Source organism: Vibrio sp. 10N.261.52.C2, assembly GCF_041471425.1.
Lineage (GTDB): Bacteria > Pseudomonadota > Gammaproteobacteria > Enterobacterales > Vibrionaceae > Vibrio > Vibrio crassostreae_C.
This window is the reverse complement of sequence record NZ_JBFROH010000018.1, coordinates 19,940-42,296: the sequence shown is the minus strand read 5'-3', so window position 1 is coordinate 42,296 and position 22,357 is coordinate 19,940. Positions and strand designations below refer to the sequence as shown.

Here is a 22,357-nt window from a genome sequence, read left to right as displayed (position 1 = left end):
ATCCTGATTGGCTCTATTCTTGAAACTTGTTTTCATCAGCAGGGACATTCAGAATTTGCAGTGCGCCCTTCATGATTTCAGAAAAAACAGGGGCTGCGACCGAGCCACCATAGTAGAGGTCACCTTGAGGTTCATTGATCATCACAACCAAAGAGACTCTTGGGTCACTCACTGGAGCAACACCTGCGGTATAGGCGAAGTACTCGTCTCCATAACCACCGGAAATCGCTTTTCTAGATGTACCTGTTTTTGCTGCTACTCGGTAACCCGGCACGGCAGCTCTTGTCGCTGTACCGCCCTTTTGGGTTACGCCTTCTAGCATGTTCAAAACCAACTCAGCATTTTCGCGCTTGATGCTCTGTTTTGAGAAATCTTGGTCGTTGCTTTTAACGATATGGATAGGTTCGTAAACACCGTGATTCGCTAACGTCGCATAGGCATGAGCCAATTGCAGCGGAGTAATCGCTAGACCATAACCAAAGGATAAGGTAGCGATTTCAAACTTAGACCAGCGTCGACGGTTCGGGAAAATACCCGCGGTCTCACCGACTAGATTCAGCCCAGACATCTCGCCAAGACCAACAGAACTGTACATGCCCAGTAGCGCTTCAAGTGGCATATCCAGTGCTAACTTCGCCACACCGATGTTACTCGACTTCTTAAGGATTAACGCCAAGTCTGCCTTACCAACTTTGGAAGTATCACGTACACGGCTACCACCGATTTGCATGATGCCGTTACCCGTATCAATTACAGTATCAGCATCCGCGGTACCATTTTCGAGAGCGGCAAGAACAACAAACGGCTTAACCGTCGAACCTGGCTCAAAAGCATCGGTGATCACGCGGTTACGCATCTTAAAGCTTTGTAAATCAGCACGATTGTTTGGGTTGTAAGACGGTGCGTTAACCATGGCCAAAACCGCACCCGTTTTTACGTCTAATAAGATGGCAGATCCAGACGTCGCCTTGTGATCGGCTACCGCCTGTTTAATCGCTCGATAAGCGATGGCTTGTAAGCGCTGATCGATGGTCAATTCGAGTGGTTTACCTTCTTCACGCTCTTCTAGTGCAATGTTTTCAACTACTCGCCCGTAACGGTCTTTACGGATTGTACGTTTACCTGCTTCACCCGTGAGCCACTTATCGTAGCTGCGCTCGACACCTTCTAGGCCGTGTCCATCAATTCCGGTCACACCAATAAGATGCGCGCTGACTTCACCGGCTGGGTAATAACGACGTGATTCTGCTTTAAGACCAATACCCACCAGCTTTAAGTCGCGGATGTATTTCGCCATTGCTGGGCTAACTTGTCTTTGTAGGTAGATAAAACGACGAGATTTGTCGCTGGAGATCTTGTTGATCATCGATTGTCGATCTAAGCCAAGTACATCAGCTAGCGCATACCAACGATCAATTTGGGCCATGCCATTTTTATCGAAGATGGTTTTCGGGTCAGCCCATACCGCCTCAACAGGCACACTGACGGCAAGTGGTTCGCCATTGCGGTCTGAAATAATACCGCGGGCAGAAGGAATAGCCTTAACACGTACAGAACGAAGGTCGCCCTGACGAATTAAGTTATCTGGTTCAATGACTTGGATGTAAGCCACACGACCTACTAGTACAGAAAAGGCAACCAACACAAAAGCAATAACGACGTTGAAACGCCATTTAATCAGAATTGGATCCGAGTCCTTTTCGCTCTTCACTCGCTCTTTCGTTGGTTTCTTAACGGCTTTCGCGGGGGCTTTTTCCTTTTTTCCGGTCATTTCAGTGTGATCACAACTTCTTTGTCGGAGTCTGGACGTTTCATGTCTAGCTCTCGTTTTGCCGATGCTTGAACGCGACTATGTTCAGCCAGAGCCGTCTCTTCAAGCATTAAATTTCGCCACTCATCATCAAGCTGTTCTCGCTCACTCAATGCCATGTCTTTTTGCGTGATTGCCTGACGTGACATGTGTGTCGTGAGAACGACCCCCATCGCGCTCGCGAAGATACAGATAAGCAGCACCAATGGGACTTTACCCACGGAGATCAAATCAAAAAATATTATCTTGGCTAAGTTAGGTTTGGAGGTCTTCATTGACTATAGCTTTTCTGCGATTCGTAATACTGAGCTACGCGAACGAGTATTCTCATCCACTTCATCTTTAGAAGGCTTGATCGCTTTACCAACAGGCTTAAGATCAGCACTGCCTAGCGCTTTGATCTGCTCTTCTGTTAGTGGCAGGCCATGTGGTACTTGCGGACCTTGGCTCTCTTTACGGATAAAGCGCTTCACCATGCGGTCTTCAAGAGAGTGAAAGCTAATAACAGACAAACGGCCTTGAGGAGCAAGAATGCTTGCTGCGCCTTTCAGGGCTGTATCGATCTCTTCAAGTTCACTGTTGATGTAGATACGGAAGGCTTGGAAAGCACGTGTTGCTGGGTGCTTTTTCTCTTTGAAGCTTTTTGGAGCTACATCCGAGATAAGCTTAGCCAACTGACCGGTACGCGTTAGTGGTTCGTTCTCTTCATTCTCTTGATAAGCAATGATGCCTTTCGCGATACGACGAGCGTGTTTGTCTTCACCGAACTCACGAATAACCCATGTGATGTCATCAAGATCGGCTTCAACTAACCACTGAGAGACAGGAATACCGGTTGTTGGGTCCATACGCATATCAAGCGGACCGTCTTTCATGAAGCTAAAGCCACGCTCAGCGTCATCTAGCTGTGGTGAAGAAACACCTAGATCCAGTAACACACCATCCACTTGACCGACTAAGTCATAACGCTCTGCATATTCAGCCATACCTGAGAACGGGCCGTGAATAATCGTAAAACGAGGGTCATCAATCTTTTGCGCTTCTGCAATCGCTTGTGGATCGCGGTCAATACTAAAGAGTCGTCCATTCTCGCCCAGTTTAGACAGGATTGTACGGCTGTGACCACCACGGCCAAAAGTACCATCGATGTAGGTACCGTCAGGTTTGATCGCAAGTCCGTCAATAGATTCGTTAAGCAATACTGAAATATGTTTGAATGCTTCTGTCATAGTCTTCTCAGTGAGTGGATTGAGCCATTAGTTCGGCAATAATTTGTTCTATTAACGTTTTAGTGTACTGATTTCACGCCGTATCTCCACCATATTGTGTATAGGCTTTGGGAATTTTTGACCCAAGCTCATATCAGGGTGAAGGATTCTAAGGAAATCTAAATAATTTACGTCAATATAAAGCAAAAAACCCATCACTACCGTTAAGTAATGATGGGTTCTTTATATAGGTGGAGTTGACACATACGCCGGGTTCTGTTCCGCTTGCGCGGCGGTAACCATTCGTCTAGGCCTGCAATCGCTCACAGGCTCAAGCAATCTACCCGCCCCCATACGCGAGCAACGCAATGTGAGGGCCTATTTGATCTTGCTCCGGGTGGAGTTTACCTTGCTACGAACTGTTGCCAGTCGCACGGTGCGCTCTTACCGCACCCTTTCAGCCTTACCTGTGCCCCTTCCGAAGAAATGAGGCCATCGGCGGTCTTCTCTCTGCTGCACTTGTCGTGGGCTCGCGCCCCCCAGACGTTATCTGGCACCCTGCTCTATGGAGCCCGGACGTTCCTCCCCTCTGCCAGTCTCCCGAAGGACTTCAACGTCAGTTTCCCGAAGGACCTCAACGTCAGTCTCCCGAAGGACATCAGCAAAGCAGCGATTACCCGTTCAACTCCGAGGGCGGATTGTATAGAGATTAGGGTGCAGTGTCTAGCGAGATCACAAATATGGTGCAAACCTCTAAGCAACTGCGTGAATTTTACACAATTCAGACAAAAAAAGAGGAATAACGGCAATACCATCACTCCTCACAAGCTTTTCAATACAGGTTAGCTACTCTATAAAGAGGTTTCTAGTGGTCTAGATGCTCTAGGCCCCATTTGTATAACGCGTTCTTTTTCAGATTGTAGATTTCTGCCGTCATCGCCGCCGCTTTTTTAAGAGGCAGCTCTTTGGTTAGAATGCCTAGTGTGCGAGTCGCTTCGTCTGGCAGTTCTGTGCTCGCTTCTTCACGGTGGCCGTGAATCAGTAACACCATCTCACCGCGTTTACGGTTCGCGTCTTCTTCAATCCACTCAATAAGTTCACCAAGTGGCAGCCCTTGGATGGTTTCGAAGGTTTTGGTTAGCTCACGCGCCAACACAACCTCACGGTCAGGGCCAAGAATCTCAAGCATGTCTTGTAGAGAATCTGAAATACGGTGTGGTGATTCATAGAAGATGCACGTGCGCTCTGCCTTTGCGATCTCTAAGAACTTGTCTTTGCGACCCTTGCTCTTTGGCGGTAAGAAGCCCTCAAAGCTGAAACGATCTGACGGTAAACCAGAAGCACTTAACGCGGTAATCACAGCACAAGCACCAGGAAGTGGCACAACTCTCACACCCGCTTGACGACATTGTGAGACAAGATGGTAACCTGGGTCACTAATTAAAGGAGTACCCGCATCAGAGACTAATGCGATAGACTGACCTTCTAATAACCTTTCGACTAGAACTTGCGCTTTAGTTTGTTCATTATGATCATGTAAAGCGAACGTTCTGGTTGATATATTGAAGTGAGCAAGCAGCTTACCCGTGTGGCGTGTGTCTTCGGCTGCAATAACATCGACACTTGATAAAATTTCAATTGCTCTTTGAGTGATATCTCCCAAATTTCCGATTGGGGTTGGCACAATGTAGAGAGTTGGGCTCTCTGTGAGCAAGGTTTTGTTATCTGTCATTTGTTTACCATCACTTCAACGATTAATATAGATACAAATTTATACGGAATTTAAAGAACTCATGGCAACGATGAACCATAAGAGACTCAGTGTACCACGCTTACTAACTCCAATTGCATTAGCAATTACATTGGCGGCTTGTTCTTCAGGTCCTCAAGCACCAACGAGCGTTGATATTACACTAGATCCAGCGCAATCAACTGAAAGTTACATGATGCAGGCGGATAGTAGCAAAGGAAGTCTACAAAACGACTGGTTAATCATGGCACTTAAGGCTTCTGTGCAAGCTGGAAAAACCGATCAAGCAACTCTGTTGATCAAACGCTTAGCAAAACAAGAGCTGAGCGAAACGCAACAAGCGGAATGGCAATTAGCTCGCGCTCAACTGTTGGTGAATAACTCGCAGCCTGAACAAGCTTATAGCCAACTGAACTTCCAGCCTTGGTGGAAACTTCCGAACGAGCAGTGGAAAGATTATCACGAGCTACGCGCGAACATTTCTGAAATGCAAAGCGAGTATTTTGAAGCAAGCCGTGAGTTAGTTCTTTATTCAGAGTATCTAGACGCTGATGACGAGCTCCAACAACAAGCTGCTGACCGTATTTGGCAGAACCTAAATAGCTACTCTCAATATGAGATTCTAGAGCTTAAAACGTCGCCTACAGAAGACGTTCTAGCAGGTTGGTTACAGCTGGCGATTTATATGAAGACGCTGAACTCGAACCTTCCAAACCTACAGGAAACCCTGTTTGATTGGCTAGCAGAGAACCCTCAGCACCTAGCAGCGACATACACACCTCAAGCGATCACTGACATCTTAGCGCTAGAGATCAGCAAGCCAACCAGCACTGCACTATTACTGCCTCTAACCGGTAAGTACGGCAAGCAGGCACAACTTGTGCGTGACGGTTTCATCTTTGCGATGATGAATGACAAAGAGCGCGAAGAAGATGCAACGCTGACGGTAATGGATACCAACGTGCAAAGTGCCGCTGAGATTAAAGCGACACTGGAAGAGAACAATGTTGATTTCATCGTTGGCCCGCTGATCAAGAGTAACATCACTAAACTTCAGCAAGCACAGAAAAACCACGAAAACTCGATTCCAGCATTAGCTCTGAACATTCCAACACAACTAGAACCTGATACTAACATTTGTTATCTCGCTCTATCGCCAGAACAAGAAGTTGCTCAGGCAGCGAAACACCTATTTGCTCAAGGCTACAAGTATCCGCTTATCCTTGCGCCAAGAGGACGTTTAGGTGAGCGTGTTGAGCAAGCGTTTAAAGAAGAGTGGAAAAAATACAGCAGCAACGATGTTGCTATCAGCTTATTCTCTGACAAACGCCAACTGCAACGTAATGTGAATCAGGTATTCGGCCTGCAAGAGAGCCAACAGCGTATCGCTCAAATGGACGGGTTACTGAACCTAGACCTAGAAACAGAGCCACGCAGCCGTCGTGATATCGATTCTGTTTACATTGTGGCTAAGAACTCAGAGCTAACGCTAATCAAACCCTTCATTGAAGTTGCAATTAACCCTGATGCTAGCCAGCCCGCTCTTTTCTCAAACTCACGCAGCAACAGCGGTGATAAGCAGTATGAAGACCTAACCGGTGTGTTCTACAGCGATATCCCACTATTAGTTGAGAATAAAAACGAGCTTAATAAAGAGCTCAACGACCTATGGCCTGCACACTCAAACGGCCAAAAACGCTTGCAAGCACTGGGAATGGATGCTTACTACCTAATGGATGCACTGCCACAGATGAAAGCCGTACAGGGTTACAGCATTCCAGGTGAAACGGGTGTGCTAACCATCGATAACAACTGTGTGGTTCAACGTGAAATCAGCTGGGCAGAGCATGGGGCTTTTTAGCCGAAAGTTCCTATCCAAACCAACCATCACCCACAAACAAGTGGGTGATAAATACGAGGCAGTGGCAAAATCTTATCTGATTAACCACGGTTTATCGTTAATAGAAGAAAACTTCATAGCAAAATGTGGCGAGATTGATCTTATAATGCGCCATAACAATACGGTTGTGTTTGCTGAGGTAAAATACCGCAAGCAAACCCGCTACGGACATGCCGCTGAAATGGTGACTGCCAAGAAGTCACAGAAACTGCTCAAAACAGCCAATGTTTGGCTTATGCAGCAAGGCTTGTCGGTGCACTCTACAGATTTCAGGTTTGATATTGTTGCCATTGAAGGGCCGAATGACACTATCGACTGGATTCAAAACGCGATTACCCAAGGATAAACATGCTAGACAGCATTAAAGAAAGTTTTACAGAAAGTATTCAAATCCAAATTGCGGCTGCAGAAGCTCTGCCTGACGCAATCACGCATGCCGCTCAAGCAATGGTTGCGACCTTGCTTAACGGAAACAAAATTCTTTGTTGTGGTAATGGTGGTTCGGCGTCGAATGCTCAGCAATTTGTATCATGTCTACTCAACAGATTTGAAACAGAGCGCCCTAGCCTTCCAGCGATGGCACTCACTGCAGACAACACTACGCTAACGGCAGTAGCTAACGATTACCACTATGAAGAGATCTTCTCTAAGCAGGTACGTGCGTTTGGTCAAACTGGCGATATTCTGTTGGCTATCTCTACTAGCGGTAATAGCAAAAACATCATCAAAGCAATGGAAGCCGCAGTAACTCGCGACATGACAATCATCGCCTTTACAGGCAAAGATGGGGGTGAAATGGCAGGCTTGCTTGGTGAACACGATGTAGAAATTCGTATCCCTTCACACCGTACAGCGCGCATTCATGAAGTACACATGGTGACACTACACTGCCTATGTGACCTAATCGATCAAGTACTCTTCCCTGCTCACGAAGAGTGATATACGGAGCATCACAATGAAATCATTAACCTCTATGATGCTGTTTAGTGTTTCGCTACTTACACTATCCCTATCTGGTTGTGCTGGCATTTTCATTGCTGGTGCAGCAACCACAGCAAACCTAGTCACAGATACGCGAACGACCAAAGAGATTTGGAACGATAACAATATCGAATTTGAAGTTGCAGCTATCACCAATAAACAACCATACCGTGGTAGCGTGCGTGTCACCGCAAGCTCTTACCGCGGCTCTGTAGTGTTAATGGGCCAAGCAACGACAGACGCTGAACGTCGTGCTTTTGAAAGCCAAGCTAAGGAAGTAAAAGGCGTCGAAAGTATACATAACCAGATTCGAGTCAAAGAGCCTTTGTCAGTTAGCGCGATTAGCAAAGACAGCTGGATTACGACTAAAGTGAAGTCAGCTCTGCTTGCTAATGCTGAGCTTAACGGCATCAAAGTAAAAGTAATTACTGAGGACTCAGAAGTATTCCTGCTTGGACTGGTCACTCGAGAGCATGCTGATATCGCAACAGAAGTTGCGCGTAACATCTCTGGCGTAAAGCAGGTCATTCGAGCATTTGAATATGGTGAAGAAGAGACGGCTGTTAACTAGCCTTAAGTCAGTCAATTAAATGCTATTTACCAGAAAAGAAAAAGCAGCGACGAGTCGCTGCTTTTTTATTTGATTCGTTATTTGATAACACGAAGGCTTGGGCGACCTTTCGCTGGACGAGGTGGCTCAGGATCTGAGTCAGGCTCTTCAGCATCTACGTCTGCCGTTGCTACGCTCAAAGATGGACCTTTTTCTGGTTCTTCAAAAGGACTTTCTTCAATCCCTTCTTCAAACGCTTCCATGTAAGCCTCTTCAGGTTCAAACATGGTACCAGCACCATTTTCACGAGCATAAATCGCTTGTACTGCGTAAAGCGGAACGATCACAGAGTGTGGACGACCACTAAAGCGAGCACTAAACGTCACAGCTTCGTTACCCAGTTCAAGTTGTCCAACCGCACGAGGCGCGATGTTCAGAATGATCTGACCATCTTGAACAAACTCTTCTGGAACTCGCACACCCGGCAATGTTGCTTCAACAACAAGGTGTGGAGTTAATTCGTTATCAACCAGCCATTCATAAAATGCACGAAGCATGTATGGTCGGCGTGGAGTCATATTAGAAATATCCATAAACGCTTAGCGAACGAGTCGCATCTCACGCTCAGCTTCAGTTAGAGAAGCTAGGAATGAATCACGTTCGAATACGCGGTTCATGTAAATCTTAAGCTCTTTAGAACCAGGACCAATTAGTTCGATACCAAGCTCAGGTAAACGCCATAATAGCGGAGCTAGGTAACAATCAATTAGGCTAAACTCTTCGCTCATGAAGTATTCATACTCAGCGAAGATAGGAGCAAGAGTCAGTAGGTCGTTGCGCAGTTTAACGCGAGCTGCTTCAGATTCTTCAGCGTTGCCTTTAACGATCTTCTCTGCAACTGAATACCAGTTACGCTCAATGCGGTACATCATTAGACGGCTGTTACCACGAGCAACCGGGTATACAGGCATCAACGGTGGATGAGGGAAACGCTCATCTAGGTATTCCATGATGATCTTCGAGTCATATAGAGCAAGCTCACGATCAACAAGAGTAGGTACTGATTTGTACGGGTTCAGTTCAACAAGCTCTGCTGGTAGATTTTTTTCATCAACCAACTCAACTTCAACACTTACGCCTTTTTCAGCAAGAACGATGCGCACCTGATGGCTATACATATCAGAAGCACTTGAGAAAAGAGTCATTACAGAACGTTTATTGGCAGCTACAGCCATGGAGCCCTCCAGTACACTTTAAATAAAAACAATGGAGGCCTAAAGCCTCCATTGAACATTAACATAATTTGGGAATTAGCACGGTATTATAGCACAATTAGTGCACATCACGCCAATACTCTTTCTTCAGCAAAATCACGATGATAGTGAAGATTACTAAGAAGGCCATTACCCACCAACCCATAGCGTGACGCTCAAGTTGAACTGGGTCGCCCGAGTAAACCAAAAAGTTAACAAGGTCACGAACTGCTTCGTCGTATTCACCAGCACTTAATTCGCCAGAGCCGTCAGTCTCAGTGCCAACAACAACCGTCACTTCCTCGCCATCTACCATATGAGTATCGTAGATTGGTGTTGGGATACCTTGCAGTTCTTCAAGAACGTGCGGCATACCAACGCTTGGGAAAACAATGTTGTTCACGCCAAATGGACGAGACGGATCTTCATAGAAAGTACGAAGGTAAGTGTACAGCCAGTCTGCGCCACGAACACGAGCAACCAATGTTAGGTCTGGTGGCGGAGCACCAAACCAACTTGCCGCTTGATCAGAAGGCATAGCATTAACCATCAAGTCACCGATTTTCGCTTCAGGGTCGAAAATCAGATTTTCCTTCATAAGATCAACGGGGATCTCTAAATCATTCGCAACACGTTCATAGCGCTGGTACTGCGTTGAGTGACAAGCGAAACAGTAGTTCATGAACATCTTAGCGCCATTTTGCAATGAAGCTTTGTCTGTTAAATCATTGTTCGCTTTGTCTAATGGTACGTTTGCACCCGCTGCCATCACCAGTGACGGCAACATAGCAAATAAAATTACAATCCACTTTTTCATTTGAATGTCACCCTTTCTGGTAATGGTTTCGTCGCTTCATTTTTACTGTAGAACCACAGTAGAACGAAGAACATGAAGTAACCTAAGCTAAAGATTTGAGCCAGTAGCGTGTATGTTGGCGTTGCTGGAAGCGCACCAAGTACACCAAGCGCAATAAAGCTTATTGTGAATTGGATGATGTTAATCAAATGCAGTTTGCTACGGTAACGGTAAGAACGCACTTTACAACGGTCGAACCATGGTAGTAGGAATAGCACAACAATAGATGCGCCCATTGCTACAACACCTAGCAACTTATCAGGAACAGCACGCAGAATTGCGTAAAACGGCGTGAAGTACCATACCGGAGCGATGTGCTCTGGTGTTTTCAGTGGGTTAGCAGCTTCAAAGTTTGGCGGCTCAAGGAAGAATCCACCCATCTCTGGGTTAAAGAACAGCACATAACAGAAGAAGAATAGGAAACCGGCCACACCAACCATATCTTTCACGGTCCCGTATGGGTGGAAAGGAATAGAGTCAATGATGTCGTATTTCTTAGTGTAATCCTTGTGGAATGGGAACGGCGTTTTGTAGTCGTCGCCCATTGTGCCTTTAGGAAGTTTCGTCTCAATACCGTCTGGGTTGTTCGAACCCACTTCGTGCAGTGCTAGTACGTGAAGTACGATAAGCAGCAGAAGTACAATTGGTAGAGCGATAACGTGCAGTGCGAAGAAACGGTTCAGCGTTGCACCAGAGATGATGTAGTCACCACGGATCCAAAGCGTTAGGTCATCACCGATAACAGGGATCGCACCAAACAGAGAAATGATTACCTGAGCACCCCAGTAAGACATTTGACCCCATGGTAGTAGGTAACCCATGAAAGCCTCAGCCATAAGCACTAAGAAGATCAACATACCGAAGATCCAAAGTAGCTCACGAGGCTTTTGGTAAGAACCATAGATTAGGCCACGGAACATGTGCAGGTAGATAACAACGAAGAATGCCGAAGCACCTGTTGAGTGCATGTAACGTAGTAGCCAACCGTATTCCACATCACGCATGATGTATTCAACAGAAGCAAATGCACCCTCACCTGACGGTACGTAGTTCATTGTTAGCCAAATACCCGTAAGGATTTGGTTAACCAATACCAACATTGCCAAAGAACCGAAAAGGTACCAAAAGTTAAAGTTCTTAGGCATTGGGTATTCAGATAAATGCTTTTTATACGCATTCATCGCGGGTAGACGTTTCTCTACCCAATCAAGCAATCCTTGCATTACGCGTCTCCCTCGTCCACACCGATCATGATCTTAGTGTCACTCAAATACATATGCTTTGGTACAACAAGATTCAATGGAGCTGGTACGCCTTGGAATACTCGACCTGCCATATCAAACTTTGAACCATGACAAGGACAGAAGAAACCAGACTTAACACCCTGAACTTGTTCTGCAAAAGAATCCGGCAGGTAAGTTGGAGAACAACCTAAGTGCGTACAGAAACCAACAGCAACGAAGAATTCCGGCTTAATTGAACGGAACTCGTTCTGTGCGTATTCTGGTTGTTGTTCAGCTTCAGATTGAGGGTCACGAAGTTGACCACCGATCGATTTTAGGTTTTCTAGTACCGACTCAGCACGGCGTACAACCCATACAGGTTTACCTTGCCACTCGACACGAACCATTTGTCCCGGTTCTAACTTACTGACTTCCACTTCCACCGGCGCGCCCGCAGCTTTCGCCTTGGCACTCGGATTCCATGATTTAATAAAAGGCACGGCTACAGCAGCTGCTCCTAAACCACCAACAACGGCTGTTGTTGCGGTTAAGAAACGCCTGCGACCGTTATTTAAAGGCGCGTTGCTCATCCAAACATTCTCCCATTTGCTCCTTGTGGATTGAAATAATTCCGATTAAAGAGCATGGCTAACAAAATATGTATTTAGTTCTATTTATTGACGGCAAATGATAAATAAAACCCTACTTTTTGACAAGATAAAGCTACCTTTTTGTAACAATCATGAGGCAAAGCGCACATTGGGTTACAAAAGCTTTCAAAATATAAGAATTTGGAAATAAAACGAGGAAGGGAAAGCGTTTAGAGGGGGTATAAAAACAAAAAGCCCGGCATATAGCCGAGCTTTGAACCACAATTCCAGTCGTAAAACTGGGGGCGTGTACTTTTTCGTAAAGAAAAATTAACGCTTAGAGAATTGAGGTTTACGACGTGCTTTACGTAGACCAACTTTCTTACGTTCAACGCAACGAGCGTCACGAGTAACGTAGCCAGCTGCACGTAGAGCAGGACGTAGAGTTTCATCGTACTCCATAAGAGCGCGAGTGATACCGTGGCGGATTGCGCCAGCTTGACCAGAAATACCACCACCAGAAACAGTGATGTAAAGGTCAAGTTTCTCAGTTAGTTCAACTAGCTCAAGAGGTTGCTTAACAACCATACGAGAAGTTGGACGACCGAAGTAAACATCAAGGCTACGCTTGTTGATTACGATCTCACCAGAGCCTGGTTTGATGAAAACACGAGCTGCTGAGCTTTTGCGACGACCAGTGCCGTAGTATTGATTCTCTGCCATTTTCATAATCCCCTTAGATGTCTAGTACTTGTGGCTGTTGAGCAACATGGTTGTGCTCAGTACCAGCGTACACTTTAAGCTTACGGTACATCGCGCGGCCTAGAGGACCACGTGGAAGCATACCTTTAACTGCTAGTTCTAGAACCATTTCTGGTTTCTTAGCAATTAGCTTTTCAAAAGTGATAGTTTTAAGACCACCTGGGAACTCTGAGTGACGGTAGTAAACCTTACCCTTAGCTTTGTTACCAGTTACAGCAACTTTCTCAGCGTTAACAACGATGATGTAATCACCAGTGTCTACGTGAGGAGTGTATTCTGCTTTGTGCTTGCCGCGTAGGCGAGAAGCGATTTCACTTGCTAGACGGCCAAGAGTTTTGCCTTCAGCGTCTACAACATACCAGTCGCGTTTTACAGTTTCTGGTTTAGCAACGAAAGTTTTCATGCTAATAATTACCTATTTAAAAAATTTACACTTAAGGAATACTCGCGTATTCCCACTGTCTAAGAGTTACCATTCATCACCCCTTCGAGTGTTGGAAAACTCTTGGCATAACGTGATTTTACTCATCGCTAGAGGCCCGCAGTAACGGTAGGTCGCAGGATTATAGAGAAGAGCGAAGAAAAAATCACCTCTTTTTGAACAAAATCACGATTTTTTTAATTCTATTTCTTATTCGAGATAATCAAAGCTAACTTAAGTGTTCTTTTGCCAAATATTCATGGCTCTGCATTTCAATTAAACGCGACTGACAACGTTTAAATTCAAACTCTAGCTGACCATGGGTGTATAGCTTTTCTAGCTCCACTTCCGCTGAAATAATCAGCTTCACATTGCGCTCGTAGAACTCATCAACTAATGCAATGAAGCGCCTCGCAGCGTCATCTGAAGTCGCGCCCATTTGCAATACATCCGCCAATAGAACTGTGTGATAAACCCGAGACAACTCAATATAGTCGTTCTGGCTACGAGCCGACTGACAAAGCTGAGCAAAGGTACCATGCAGTACGCCATCACTCGCTTCGACTACATCTAATTGACGGTGGTTAACCTCTATCTGCTTAAGCTTCTCTTTATCTTCACCAACGAGTTGAGCGTAATACTTTTCGAGATTAATATTCGCTTGGCTATCTAGCGGGTAATGGTAAATCTCAGCCTGTTCTAAGGTACGTAGACGATAGTCAATACCACTATCGACATTAAGGATATGACAGTTGTCTTGAATGAGCTTGATGGCAGGTAAGAAACGCGCTCGCTGTAACCCGTTGCGATACAGATCCGCAGGTGGAATATTAGAGGTCGCAACCAAGATAGCGTTTCGAGCGAATAACTCTTGGAACAAGGTTCCTAGGATCATCGCATCGGTGATGTCTGAAACAAAGAATTCGTCGAAACAGATAATGTCCGCTTCTTCCTTCAACTTGTCTGCGACTAAAGGCAATGGATCACTCACATTACCTAGCGCCTTTAGCTCATCATGAACTCGATACATAAAGCGGTGAAAGTGAACACGCATTTTTTTAGTGGTCGGTAAGGCATCATAGAACGTATCCATTAGGTACGTTTTTCCTCGCCCTACGCCACCCCAAAAATAGAGACCTTTCGGTGGTTGTGGCAGTTCTGGCTTTTTGCCTAGTAATTTCTGGAAGCGAGTCAGTTGAGGAATGGGCGTATTCATGTAATCTTGAAATTGATGAAAGAGTTCATCTAAAGATTTTACGGCTTGCTCTTGTGCTGGATCTCTTTGATATCCATGTTCTTTTATATCTTGTTCGTATTTTTTAATGGGATTCATGACGACATTTCCACAATGAAAGCAATATCAGACAACAACTAAAAATGAGCCCAAACAGTACGAGGAATAACGTGATGTGGTGAATAATGCAGCATCAAACTGCTAACTAGCGCACACGCATTTCTCTTTATACTGCGGCTTTCTCATAGTACCATGGAGCCGTATCACGTGTAACTAAGCAGTAACAAACATGTTAAAAAACAATAATAAGGAGCTGTTATGCCTTGGATGTATGCCGTTGCCGGTTTACTAGTCGGAGTTATTTTAGGGGTCGCTATTTCTCGTCTCATGACACCTGAATACAAAAAACAAAAGAACGTACAGAAAGAATTGGATAGCGCAAAGTTTGCCCTTGAGCAGCAGCGACAAGAGCTGGCTGATCACTTTGCGAAATCAGCAGAAATGTTGGACACATTAGGTAAAGACTACACAAAACTGTACCAACACATGGAAAAAACAAGCTCAGAGCTGATTCCTAACCTGCCAGAGCAAGATAACCCGTTTGTGAAAACAGCCGCTGCCCATTCGGACAAGCCACAAGAGAAGCCTTCAGTAAAAGAGGCGACACTTGAGGAACAACCGAAAGATTACGCTAATGGCGCAACCGGTTTATTTACAGAGCAGAAGAAAGAAATCATGAATGCTCCCGATGTTGTTACAGCAAAAGCATCGTAAACATTTAACACTTCTGTGAACTTTACAAAGGTTTTTGAGTCATAACTTTCACTCAGGTCATTTGAAACTTATCATACTTATTAAACGTATAAGAGGGTTAAGACCTTAACTAGAGAGGAGTTTATGATGAAAAAACCTTTGCTTGCTTTATCAGTGCTAACTTTAAGCTTAAGTTCAATCATCACCCCCATTAAAGCAACAGCCGCACTGCCATTAAGTGTGGGTAATGAACAATTACCGAGCCTTGCTCCTATGCTTGAACAAGTGACCCCCGCTGTGGTTAGTATTGCCGTAGAAGGCAAACAGGTACAACGTCAGCAAATCCCTGAACAATTTCAATTCTTTTTTGGTCCAGAACAAACACGAGAGCGTCCCTTCCGCGGATTAGGCTCTGGTGTCATCATTGACGCCGAGAAAGGTCATATCGTGACCAATTACCATGTCATTAATGGCGCGGACGATATCAAAGTAAAACTGCATGATGGTCGAGAGTACGATGCTGAGCTAATCGGCGGCGACCAGATGTCTGATATCGCACTGCTAAAATTAGAAGAAGCCAAAAACCTGACCCAGATAAAAGTCGCAGACTCAGACAAACTAAGAGTTGGTGATTTTAGTGTCGCGATCGGTAACCCATTCGGACTTGGGCAAACCGTGACATCCGGTATTGTTTCTGCACTCGGCCGTAGCGGCCTGAATCTAGAAAACTTTGAAAACTTCATTCAAACCGATGCAGCAATCAACAGCGGCAACTCTGGTGGTGCGCTAGTGAACCTTAACGGTGAGCTAATTGGTATCAACACCGCCATTCTTGGCCCTAACGGAGGTAATGTCGGTATCGGCTTTGCAATCCCTTCTAATATGATGACAAACCTGACAGAACAAATTCTCGACTTCGGTGAAGTAAAACGCGGCATGCTTGGCGTTCAAGGCGGAGAAGTGACCTCTGAATTGGCAGAAGCACTCGGTTATGAATCAAGCAAGGGCGCCTTTGTTAGCCAAATCGTCCCTGACAGCGCAGCCGATAAAGCAGGACTGAAAGCGGGCGATATTATTGTCTCTATTAATGGCAAACGCATTGATACCTTCAGCGAGTTAAGAGCTAAGGTCGCAACACTCGGCGCTGGTAAGCAGATTGAACTGGGTGTGGTTCGTGACGGTAAGAGCAAAACCTTTGATGTGACGCTTGGTGAATCCACCAATAATAAAACACAAGCTGAGAAGCTCCATGAAGGACTAGCTGGTGCTGAGTTAACCAACACAACAGAGAGTGACTCTGCAACGGGCGTCAAGGTATCGAATGTTGCTCAAGGTTCACCAGCCGAAGCCTATCAACTCCTGAAAGATGACATCATCATCGGAGTAAACCGCCAGCCCGTTAAGAACCTTGCTGAGTTTAGAGAGATTCTTGAAAAACAACCTGGTGTACTGGCGCTTAATATCCAGCGAGGCGACCGAACTATCTATCTTGTGATTCGATAGTCTTACGTCAGCGCAATTACAGGGAGGCTCAGTAAGTTTGCTTTAAACTTACTCAGTCTCCCTTTTCTTTAGATCAATCAAAATGCTATGCTTCACTTGTAATCAAATCAGTCATCCATTGATGGAGGCTTCACACCTTACTTGTTGAAGAGGGAAACATGCTGTCCTTTCTATTTCGTTCTATTTCCCTTGGACTCGTTTCAGCGGCGCTTATTCTTCTCGCCTTCCCGAGCTTAAGACCAGCGATTGTCGCTGACGTCACTAGCCCTAAAGTCGATAATATTGGCTCTCTTCAGATTTCATTTAACCAAGCAGTTCGCCGCGCGGCGCCTGCAGTGGTTAACATTTATAGCCGTAAATACGCTGAAAGCGATCGAAACAAACTGCTCACACAAGGTTTGGGCTCTGGGGTGATTGTTAGCGAGAAAGGCTACATCATTACCAACTTCCATGTGGTGGCTCAAGCAGACCAAATAGTTGTGGCACTTCAAGATGGCCGAGTAGCAGCTGCGCAACTTGTCGGTTCAGACAAACGCACCGATATCGCGATACTTAGAGTCAGCGGTGATAATCTACCGGTGATCCCACTCAATCCTAATTACAAAGCCAATGTCGGTGATGTTGTACTGGCTATCGGTAACCCATACAACCTAGGTCAAACAACAACCTTTGGTATCATCTCTGCAACCGGCCGTTCTTCGATCAGTGCCGATGGCCATCAAGCCTTTATCCAGACCGATGCGGCAATCAATGAAGGTAACTCAGGTGGCGCACTCGTCAACTCACAAGGCGAACTAGTCGGTATCAATACCGCGTCTTTCCAGCAAGCCACAGACATGGAAACCTACGGGATTTCATTTGCTATCCCCTACCCACTGGCTAATAAAATCATGGAAAAGATCATTGCAGATGGTCGTGTAATTCGTGGCTACATTGGTATTGACGGGCAAGACATCAACTCAGTCACCTCACGCATGTTGGGTACTAAGAATATCGGCGGGATCGTTGTGTTGGGGATAGACCCTAATGGTCCGGCTGCCGATGCGGGTTTTGAAGCTCAAGACATTATTGTCAGTATCAACGATAACCAAGTAAATGGTCGCCAGAGTGTAATGGACATCGTTACCGACCTGCGACCTGGTACAGTTATCGATGTGGGTATATTGCGCCAAGGTGAAAGCAAAACCTTAAAGGTGACCATCGCCGAAGATACTCGCCTGTAGAGCAAACTCTGTAAGCAATGATTCAAGCTGCTAATACACAAGTACAAAAAACCCAGCTCATAGGCTGGGTTTTCTTTTATCTAAAGATTGTTTCAAGTATCTCTACGATTCACTTTGCTCTTCGATATCGATGCGAGTCACTCGCTGTAGTCCTCTAGGCAGTAGACCACCACGACGACCACGTTCACCACGGAAGTTTTCAAGATCCGCAGGTTTCAAACCAAGCTTACGTTTACCGGCGTAGATAGTCAGCGTCGCATTCTCTGGGATAGCCATAAGATGTGAGACAAACTCTTCACGCTCTTTTGCTTTCGCAGAAGGGATGTTGATGATCTTGTTGCCTTTACCTTTGCTCAGCTGAGGGAGATCTTTAATCGGGAACAACAACATACGACCTTGGTTAGTAATCGCCAGAATCTGATTACTGTCCAAGTCAGCAATAGGGCTTGGCATCATCACTTCAGAAGCTTGTGGCAAGTTAACCAAGGCTTTACCGCTCTTGTTCTTGGACAGCAGATCGCTACCCTTACAAACAAAACCATAACCTGCATCAGAACCGACTAACCATAATTGTTCATTCTCTCCCATCACCACTTGGCGAATAGAAGTACCTGGGCTGACGTTCAAGCGGCCTGTAATTGGCTCACCTTGGCTTCGCGCCGACGGTAATGAATGTGACTCAAGGGAGTAGCTTCGACCATCACTGCCGAGGAACACCGCTTGCTGGTTACTCTTACCCTTAGCACTCGCTAAGAATTTATCACCCGATTTGTAGTTCAAACCTTCAGCGTCAACTTCATGCCCCTTGGCATGACGAATCCAACCTTTCTCAGACAACACAACCGTGATTGGTTCGCTTGGTACTAAGTCGCGCTCTGTTAGCGCTTTCGCTTCAGCGCGCTCAATCAGAGGTGAACGACGATCATCGCCGTATTTATCCGCATCTGCTTGGATTTCTTTCTTGATCAGCGTATTCAAGCGACGCTCTGAACCGAGTAGCTTTTCAAGCTTCTCACGTTCAGCTTCAAGCTCTTCTTGTTCCGCTCGGATTTTAAACTCTTCTAACTTAGCTAAGTTACGAAGTTTAATATCAAGAATCGCATTGGCTTGAATTTCAGAAATGTTGAAACGGCTCATTAGGACAGGACATGGTTCGTCTTCTGTACGAATGATCTCAATCACTTCATCGATATTAAGATAAGCAGCAAGCAAACCTTCTAAGATGTGCAAGCGTGCCAGTACTTTATCTAAACGGTACTGCAAACGACGGCGAACCGTTGTGCGACGGAACTCGATCCACTCTTTCAGGATTTGAACTAAGCCTTTAACTTGAGGACGATTATCTAAACCAATCATGTTCAAGTTAACGCGGAAGTTTTTCTCTAGATCCGTCGACGCGAACAGGTGACTCATCAATTGGTCACAGTCGATACGATTCGAACGAGGAACGACAACGATACGCGTTGGGTTCTCGTGATCCGATTCATCTCGCAAGTCGTCAACCATTGGCAGCTTCTTAGCGCGCATCTGGTTAGCGATTTGCTCAAGTAACTTCGCACCTGACACTTGATGAGGTAAAGCCGTGATAACAATATCAGAGCCTTCCTTGTGCCAAACCGCGCGCATCTTGATGCTGCCACGTCCAGTACGGTAGATCTTTTCGATGTCCGATTTCGGGGAGATAATCTCAGCTTCAGTCGGGTAATCTGGACCTTGAATGAAACCCATCACGTCTGAAAGCTCAGACTTAGGCGTATCAATTAGGTGAATGGCTGCATTAGCGACTTCACGCACGTTGTGTGGTGGAATATCGGTCGCCATACCTACCGCGATACCTGTAATACCGTTAAGTAGGATGTGAGGTAGGCGAGCAGGCAACATTTGAGGCTCTTTCATCGTGCCATCAAAGTTTGGTTGCCAGTCAACAGTGCCTTGACCTAGTTCACCTAGAAGAACCTCAGCAAACTTAGATAATTTGGCTTCGGTATAACGCATCGCAGCGAACGATTTCGGATCATCAGGAGCACCCCAGTTACCTTGACCATCTACCAATGGGTAGCGGTAAGAGAAAGGCTGCGCCATCAATACCATCGCTTCGTAACAAGCAGAGTCACCATGTGGGTGATACTTACCTAATACGTCACCAACGGTACGTGCTGATTTTTTGTATTTCGATGCAGCCGATAAGCCTAGCTCAGACATCGCGTAGATAATACGACGCTGTACTGGCTTCAAGCCATCACCGATATACGGCAATGCACGATCCATGATCACGTACATTGAGTAATTTAAGTAGGCATCTTCGGTGAACTTGCGCATTGGCAGCTGTTCAACGCCATCATATGTAATTTCGTTAGACATCCATTATACCTCGGCCATATCACCGTTAGTCTGTAGCCATGTACGGCGATCATCTGCACGTTTCTTACCAAGCAGCATGTCCATCATCTCGTTGGTTGCTTCGCTGTCATCAATCGTTAACTGCACAAGGCGACGAGTGTTTGGATCCATGGTGGTTTCACGCAACTGAAGTGGGTTCATTTCACCCAGACCTTTGAATCGTTGCACGTTGATCTTGGCTTTCTTCTGCGATAGTCGCTCAAGCACACCGTCTTTCTCTGCGTCATCGAGTGCGTAGAACACTTCTTTACCGCAATCGATACGATACAGAGGAGGCATTGCCACATAGATATGACCCGCTTCAACTAATGCATGGAAATGGCGAGTAAACAAAGCACACAGCAGTGTCGCGATATGAAGACCATCCGAGTCCGCATCGGCAAGGATACAGATCTTACCGTAACGCAGGCCGGATAAATCATCGTTGTCCGGGTCGATGCCTAGAGCCACCGAGATGTCGTGCACTTCTTGCGAAGCCAATACTTGGTCTGCTGACACTTCCCATGTATTTAGGATCTTACCGCGAAGTGGCATAACTGCTTGGAACTCACGATCACGTGCTTGTTTAGCAGAACCACCCGCCGAGTCCCCTTCCACGAAGAAGATTTCGGTACGGCTTAAGTCTTGAACTGAACAGTCAGTTAGCTTACCCGGCAGTGCTGGGCCTGAAGCGATTTTCTTACGCACAACCTTTTTGCTTGCGCGCATACGGCGGTGGGCATTCGCAATACAAGCTTCTGCTAGCTGTTCTGCCAGTTGTGGCTTTTCGTTCAACCACAGGCTAAACGCATCTTTTACCACACCAGACACAAACGCAGCAGTTTGACGTGAAGACAAGCGCTCTTTTGTTTGACCAGCAAACTGCGGATCTTGCATCTTCACCGACAGTACGTACGAACAGCGATCGAAGATATCGTCGCCCGTTAGCTTAACGCCACGCGGCAGCAAATTACGGAATTCACAGAACTCACGCATTGCATCAAGAAGACCTTGGCGAAGACCGTTTACGTGTGTACCACCTTGTTTAGTCGGTACTAAGTTCACGTAACTTTCGGTGATCATGTCGCCGCCTTCTGGCTGCCAGATGATCGCCCAGTTTGCCATTTCTGTTTCAGCAACGAATTCGCCAACATACGGTTCTTCAGGCAGCAAGGTGTAACCTTTCACGCCTTCGGCAAGGTAGTCTTTTAGACCATCTTCATAGAACCATTTATGCTCTTCACCACCGACTTTGTCGATAAAGGTAATTTCTAAACCTGGGCAAAGCACTGCTTTTGCACGTAGGTTGTTAATCAGACGAAGTGTCGAGAATTTAGGGCTATCGAAGTACTTAGGATCAGGCCAGAAATGTACTGATGTACCACTGTTACGATGACCACAAGTGCCCGTCACAGTAAGCTCTGTTACTGCATGACCGCCTTCAAGTGCGATCTCGTGAACCTGACCTTCTCGGCGTACGGTCACTTCAACACGTTTTGACAGCGCGTTTACAACCGAGATACCTACACCGTGCAGACCACCAGAGAACTTATAGTTGTTATTCGAGAATTTACCGCCAGAGTGGAGCTTAGTTAAAATCAGCTCAACACCTGAGATCCCTTTTTCAGGGTGGATATCGACAGGCATACCACGGCCGTCATCGGTAACTTCTAACGATTGGTCTGCATGAAGTACCACTTTGATCTTCTTAGCGTGTCCCGCTAGTGCTTCATCGACCGAGTTATCAATGACTTCTTGGGCAAGGTGGTTAGGTCTTTCTGTCTCGGTATACATTCCCGGGCGGTGTCGCACAGGGTCGAGACCTTCAAGTACCTCGAGGTCTTTTGCATTATATTGTTCAGTCATAATACGGAGTTTACTCAAAAAGTTTGCGTCAGTTCGCTGGCTCCAGTTTCACTAAAGCAGAATCATTACTATGAACCGTCATAGTAGAGCGAACG

Annotated in this window: 21 protein-coding genes and 1 other RNA gene; 7 read left to right on the top strand and 15 right to left on the bottom strand. The window is 45.9% G+C overall.

Annotated elements, in window-relative coordinates; all coding sequences use genetic code 11:
- Positions 1 to 13 precede the first annotated feature (13 nt).
- The 5 genes from AB4307_RS07355 to rsmI all read right to left on the bottom strand — a co-directional run bounded on the left by AB4307_RS07355 (position 14) and on the right by rsmI (position 4,750).
- A complete protein-coding gene (locus tag AB4307_RS07355; protein ID WP_372131516.1) occupies positions 14 to 1,771 on the bottom strand; it encodes a penicillin-binding transpeptidase domain-containing protein in 1,758 nt (585 codons plus the stop codon).
- Positions 1,768 to 2,085, bottom strand: a complete 318-nt coding sequence (gene ftsL, locus AB4307_RS07350) for a cell division protein FtsL (protein WP_372131514.1) — start codon at positions 2,083 to 2,085, stop codon at positions 1,768 to 1,770. The genes AB4307_RS07355 and ftsL overlap by 4 nt, the downstream gene beginning before the upstream one ends.
- A gap of 3 nt (positions 2,086 to 2,088) precedes the next feature.
- Complete coding sequence (gene rsmH, locus AB4307_RS07345; protein WP_017062902.1) at positions 2,089 to 3,039, bottom strand: 16S rRNA (cytosine(1402)-N(4))-methyltransferase RsmH; 951 nt, start codon at positions 3,037 to 3,039, stop codon at positions 2,089 to 2,091.
- 228 nt (positions 3,040 to 3,267) lie between these two features.
- Positions 3,268 to 3,707: RNase P RNA component class A (gene rnpB / locus AB4307_RS07340), an RNA gene on the bottom strand.
- Positions 3,708 to 3,883: 176 nt separating this feature from the next.
- Complete coding sequence (gene rsmI, locus AB4307_RS07335) at positions 3,884 to 4,750, bottom strand: 16S rRNA (cytidine(1402)-2'-O)-methyltransferase (RefSeq protein WP_017066241.1); 867 nt, start codon at positions 4,748 to 4,750, stop codon at positions 3,884 to 3,886.
- A gap of 61 nt (positions 4,751 to 4,811) precedes the next feature.
- Here rsmI and AB4307_RS07330 point away from each other — a divergent pair, with 61 nt between their 5' ends.
- The 4 genes from AB4307_RS07330 to AB4307_RS07315 are packed head-to-tail and all read left to right on the top strand — an operon-like array spanning position 4,812 to position 8,220.
- Positions 4,812 to 6,629 (top strand): penicillin-binding protein activator, encoded by a 1,818-nt coding sequence (locus AB4307_RS07330; RefSeq protein ID WP_372131512.1) that lies wholly within the window; start codon positions 4,812 to 4,814, stop codon positions 6,627 to 6,629.
- Positions 6,616 to 7,014, top strand: a complete 399-nt coding sequence (locus AB4307_RS07325) for a YraN family protein (RefSeq protein ID WP_017059277.1) — start codon at positions 6,616 to 6,618, stop codon at positions 7,012 to 7,014. The genes AB4307_RS07330 and AB4307_RS07325 overlap by 14 nt, the downstream gene beginning before the upstream one ends.
- A gap of 2 nt (positions 7,015 to 7,016) precedes the next feature.
- Complete coding sequence (locus AB4307_RS07320; protein WP_004729817.1) at positions 7,017 to 7,607, top strand: phosphoheptose isomerase; 591 nt, start codon at positions 7,017 to 7,019, stop codon at positions 7,605 to 7,607.
- A gap of 16 nt (positions 7,608 to 7,623) precedes the next feature.
- Positions 7,624 to 8,220: a BON domain-containing protein gene (locus AB4307_RS07315; protein WP_372131510.1), complete on the top strand. Its 597-nt coding sequence runs from the start codon at positions 7,624 to 7,626 to the stop codon at positions 8,218 to 8,220.
- A gap of 77 nt (positions 8,221 to 8,297) precedes the next feature.
- On the opposite strand, the gene sspB is transcribed toward AB4307_RS07315, so the two are convergent.
- The 8 genes from sspB to zapE form a co-directional block, all read right to left on the bottom strand.
- Entirely contained in the window at positions 8,298 to 8,792 is a 495-nt protein-coding gene (gene sspB / locus AB4307_RS07310) for a ClpXP protease specificity-enhancing factor (RefSeq protein ID WP_017072808.1), read from the bottom strand.
- Positions 8,793 to 8,798: 6 nt separating this feature from the next.
- The gene (gene sspA / locus AB4307_RS07305) at positions 8,799 to 9,434 is read right to left on the bottom strand and encodes a stringent starvation protein SspA (protein WP_009848943.1); all 636 of its coding nucleotides are present in this window, start codon (positions 9,432 to 9,434) and stop codon (positions 8,799 to 8,801) included.
- Between the two features lie 97 nt (positions 9,435 to 9,531).
- On the bottom strand, positions 9,532 to 10,269 hold the full coding sequence (locus AB4307_RS07300) for a cytochrome c1 (protein ID WP_017061436.1): 738 nt from the start codon (positions 10,267 to 10,269) through the stop codon (positions 9,532 to 9,534).
- Positions 10,266 to 11,531: a cytochrome b gene (locus tag AB4307_RS07295; RefSeq protein WP_372131508.1), complete on the bottom strand. Its 1,266-nt coding sequence runs from the start codon at positions 11,529 to 11,531 to the stop codon at positions 10,266 to 10,268. Before AB4307_RS07295 ends, AB4307_RS07300 begins: the two co-directional genes overlap by 4 nt.
- Complete coding sequence (gene petA / locus AB4307_RS07290; protein WP_017061434.1) at positions 11,531 to 12,121, bottom strand: ubiquinol-cytochrome c reductase iron-sulfur subunit; 591 nt, start codon at positions 12,119 to 12,121, stop codon at positions 11,531 to 11,533. The genes AB4307_RS07295 and petA overlap by 1 nt, the downstream gene beginning before the upstream one ends.
- Before the next feature lie 330 nt (positions 12,122 to 12,451).
- Positions 12,452 to 12,844: a 30S ribosomal protein S9 gene (gene rpsI, locus AB4307_RS07285; RefSeq protein WP_004740758.1), complete on the bottom strand. Its 393-nt coding sequence runs from the start codon at positions 12,842 to 12,844 to the stop codon at positions 12,452 to 12,454.
- 13 nt (positions 12,845 to 12,857) lie between these two features.
- The gene (gene rplM, locus AB4307_RS07280) at positions 12,858 to 13,286 is read right to left on the bottom strand and encodes a 50S ribosomal protein L13 (RefSeq protein ID WP_010434689.1); all 429 of its coding nucleotides are present in this window, start codon (positions 13,284 to 13,286) and stop codon (positions 12,858 to 12,860) included.
- Between the two features lie 247 nt (positions 13,287 to 13,533).
- Entirely contained in the window at positions 13,534 to 14,637 is a 1,104-nt protein-coding gene (gene zapE / locus AB4307_RS07275) for a cell division protein ZapE (RefSeq protein ID WP_372131506.1), read from the bottom strand.
- 219 nt (positions 14,638 to 14,856) lie between these two features.
- Here zapE and zapG point away from each other — a divergent pair, with 219 nt between their 5' ends.
- From zapG to degS, 3 genes are all read left to right on the top strand, one after another.
- Entirely contained in the window at positions 14,857 to 15,312 is a 456-nt protein-coding gene (gene zapG, locus AB4307_RS07270) for a Z-ring associated protein ZapG (protein ID WP_017061432.1), read from the top strand.
- Between the two features lie 126 nt (positions 15,313 to 15,438).
- Positions 15,439 to 16,794 carry a Do family serine endopeptidase gene (locus tag AB4307_RS07265; RefSeq protein ID WP_017061431.1) on the top strand — a complete coding sequence of 452 codons (1,356 nt, stop codon included), beginning with the start codon at positions 15,439 to 15,441 and terminating at the stop codon, positions 16,792 to 16,794.
- 158 nt (positions 16,795 to 16,952) lie between these two features.
- Positions 16,953 to 18,017, top strand: coding sequence for an outer membrane-stress sensor serine endopeptidase DegS (gene degS, locus AB4307_RS07260; protein ID WP_017061430.1), 1,065 nt, complete (start codon positions 16,953 to 16,955; stop codon positions 18,015 to 18,017).
- Between the two features lie 102 nt (positions 18,018 to 18,119).
- Here the strand turns inward: degS and parC are convergent, their stop codons facing one another.
- Positions 18,120 to 20,378: a DNA topoisomerase IV subunit A gene (gene parC, locus AB4307_RS07255; RefSeq protein WP_017067236.1), complete on the bottom strand. Its 2,259-nt coding sequence runs from the start codon at positions 20,376 to 20,378 to the stop codon at positions 18,120 to 18,122.
- 3 nt (positions 20,379 to 20,381) lie between these two features.
- Positions 20,382 to 22,262: a DNA topoisomerase IV subunit B gene (parE, locus tag AB4307_RS07250; protein ID WP_017061428.1), complete on the bottom strand. Its 1,881-nt coding sequence runs from the start codon at positions 22,260 to 22,262 to the stop codon at positions 20,382 to 20,384.
- Positions 22,263 to 22,357: the final 95 nt, after the last annotated feature.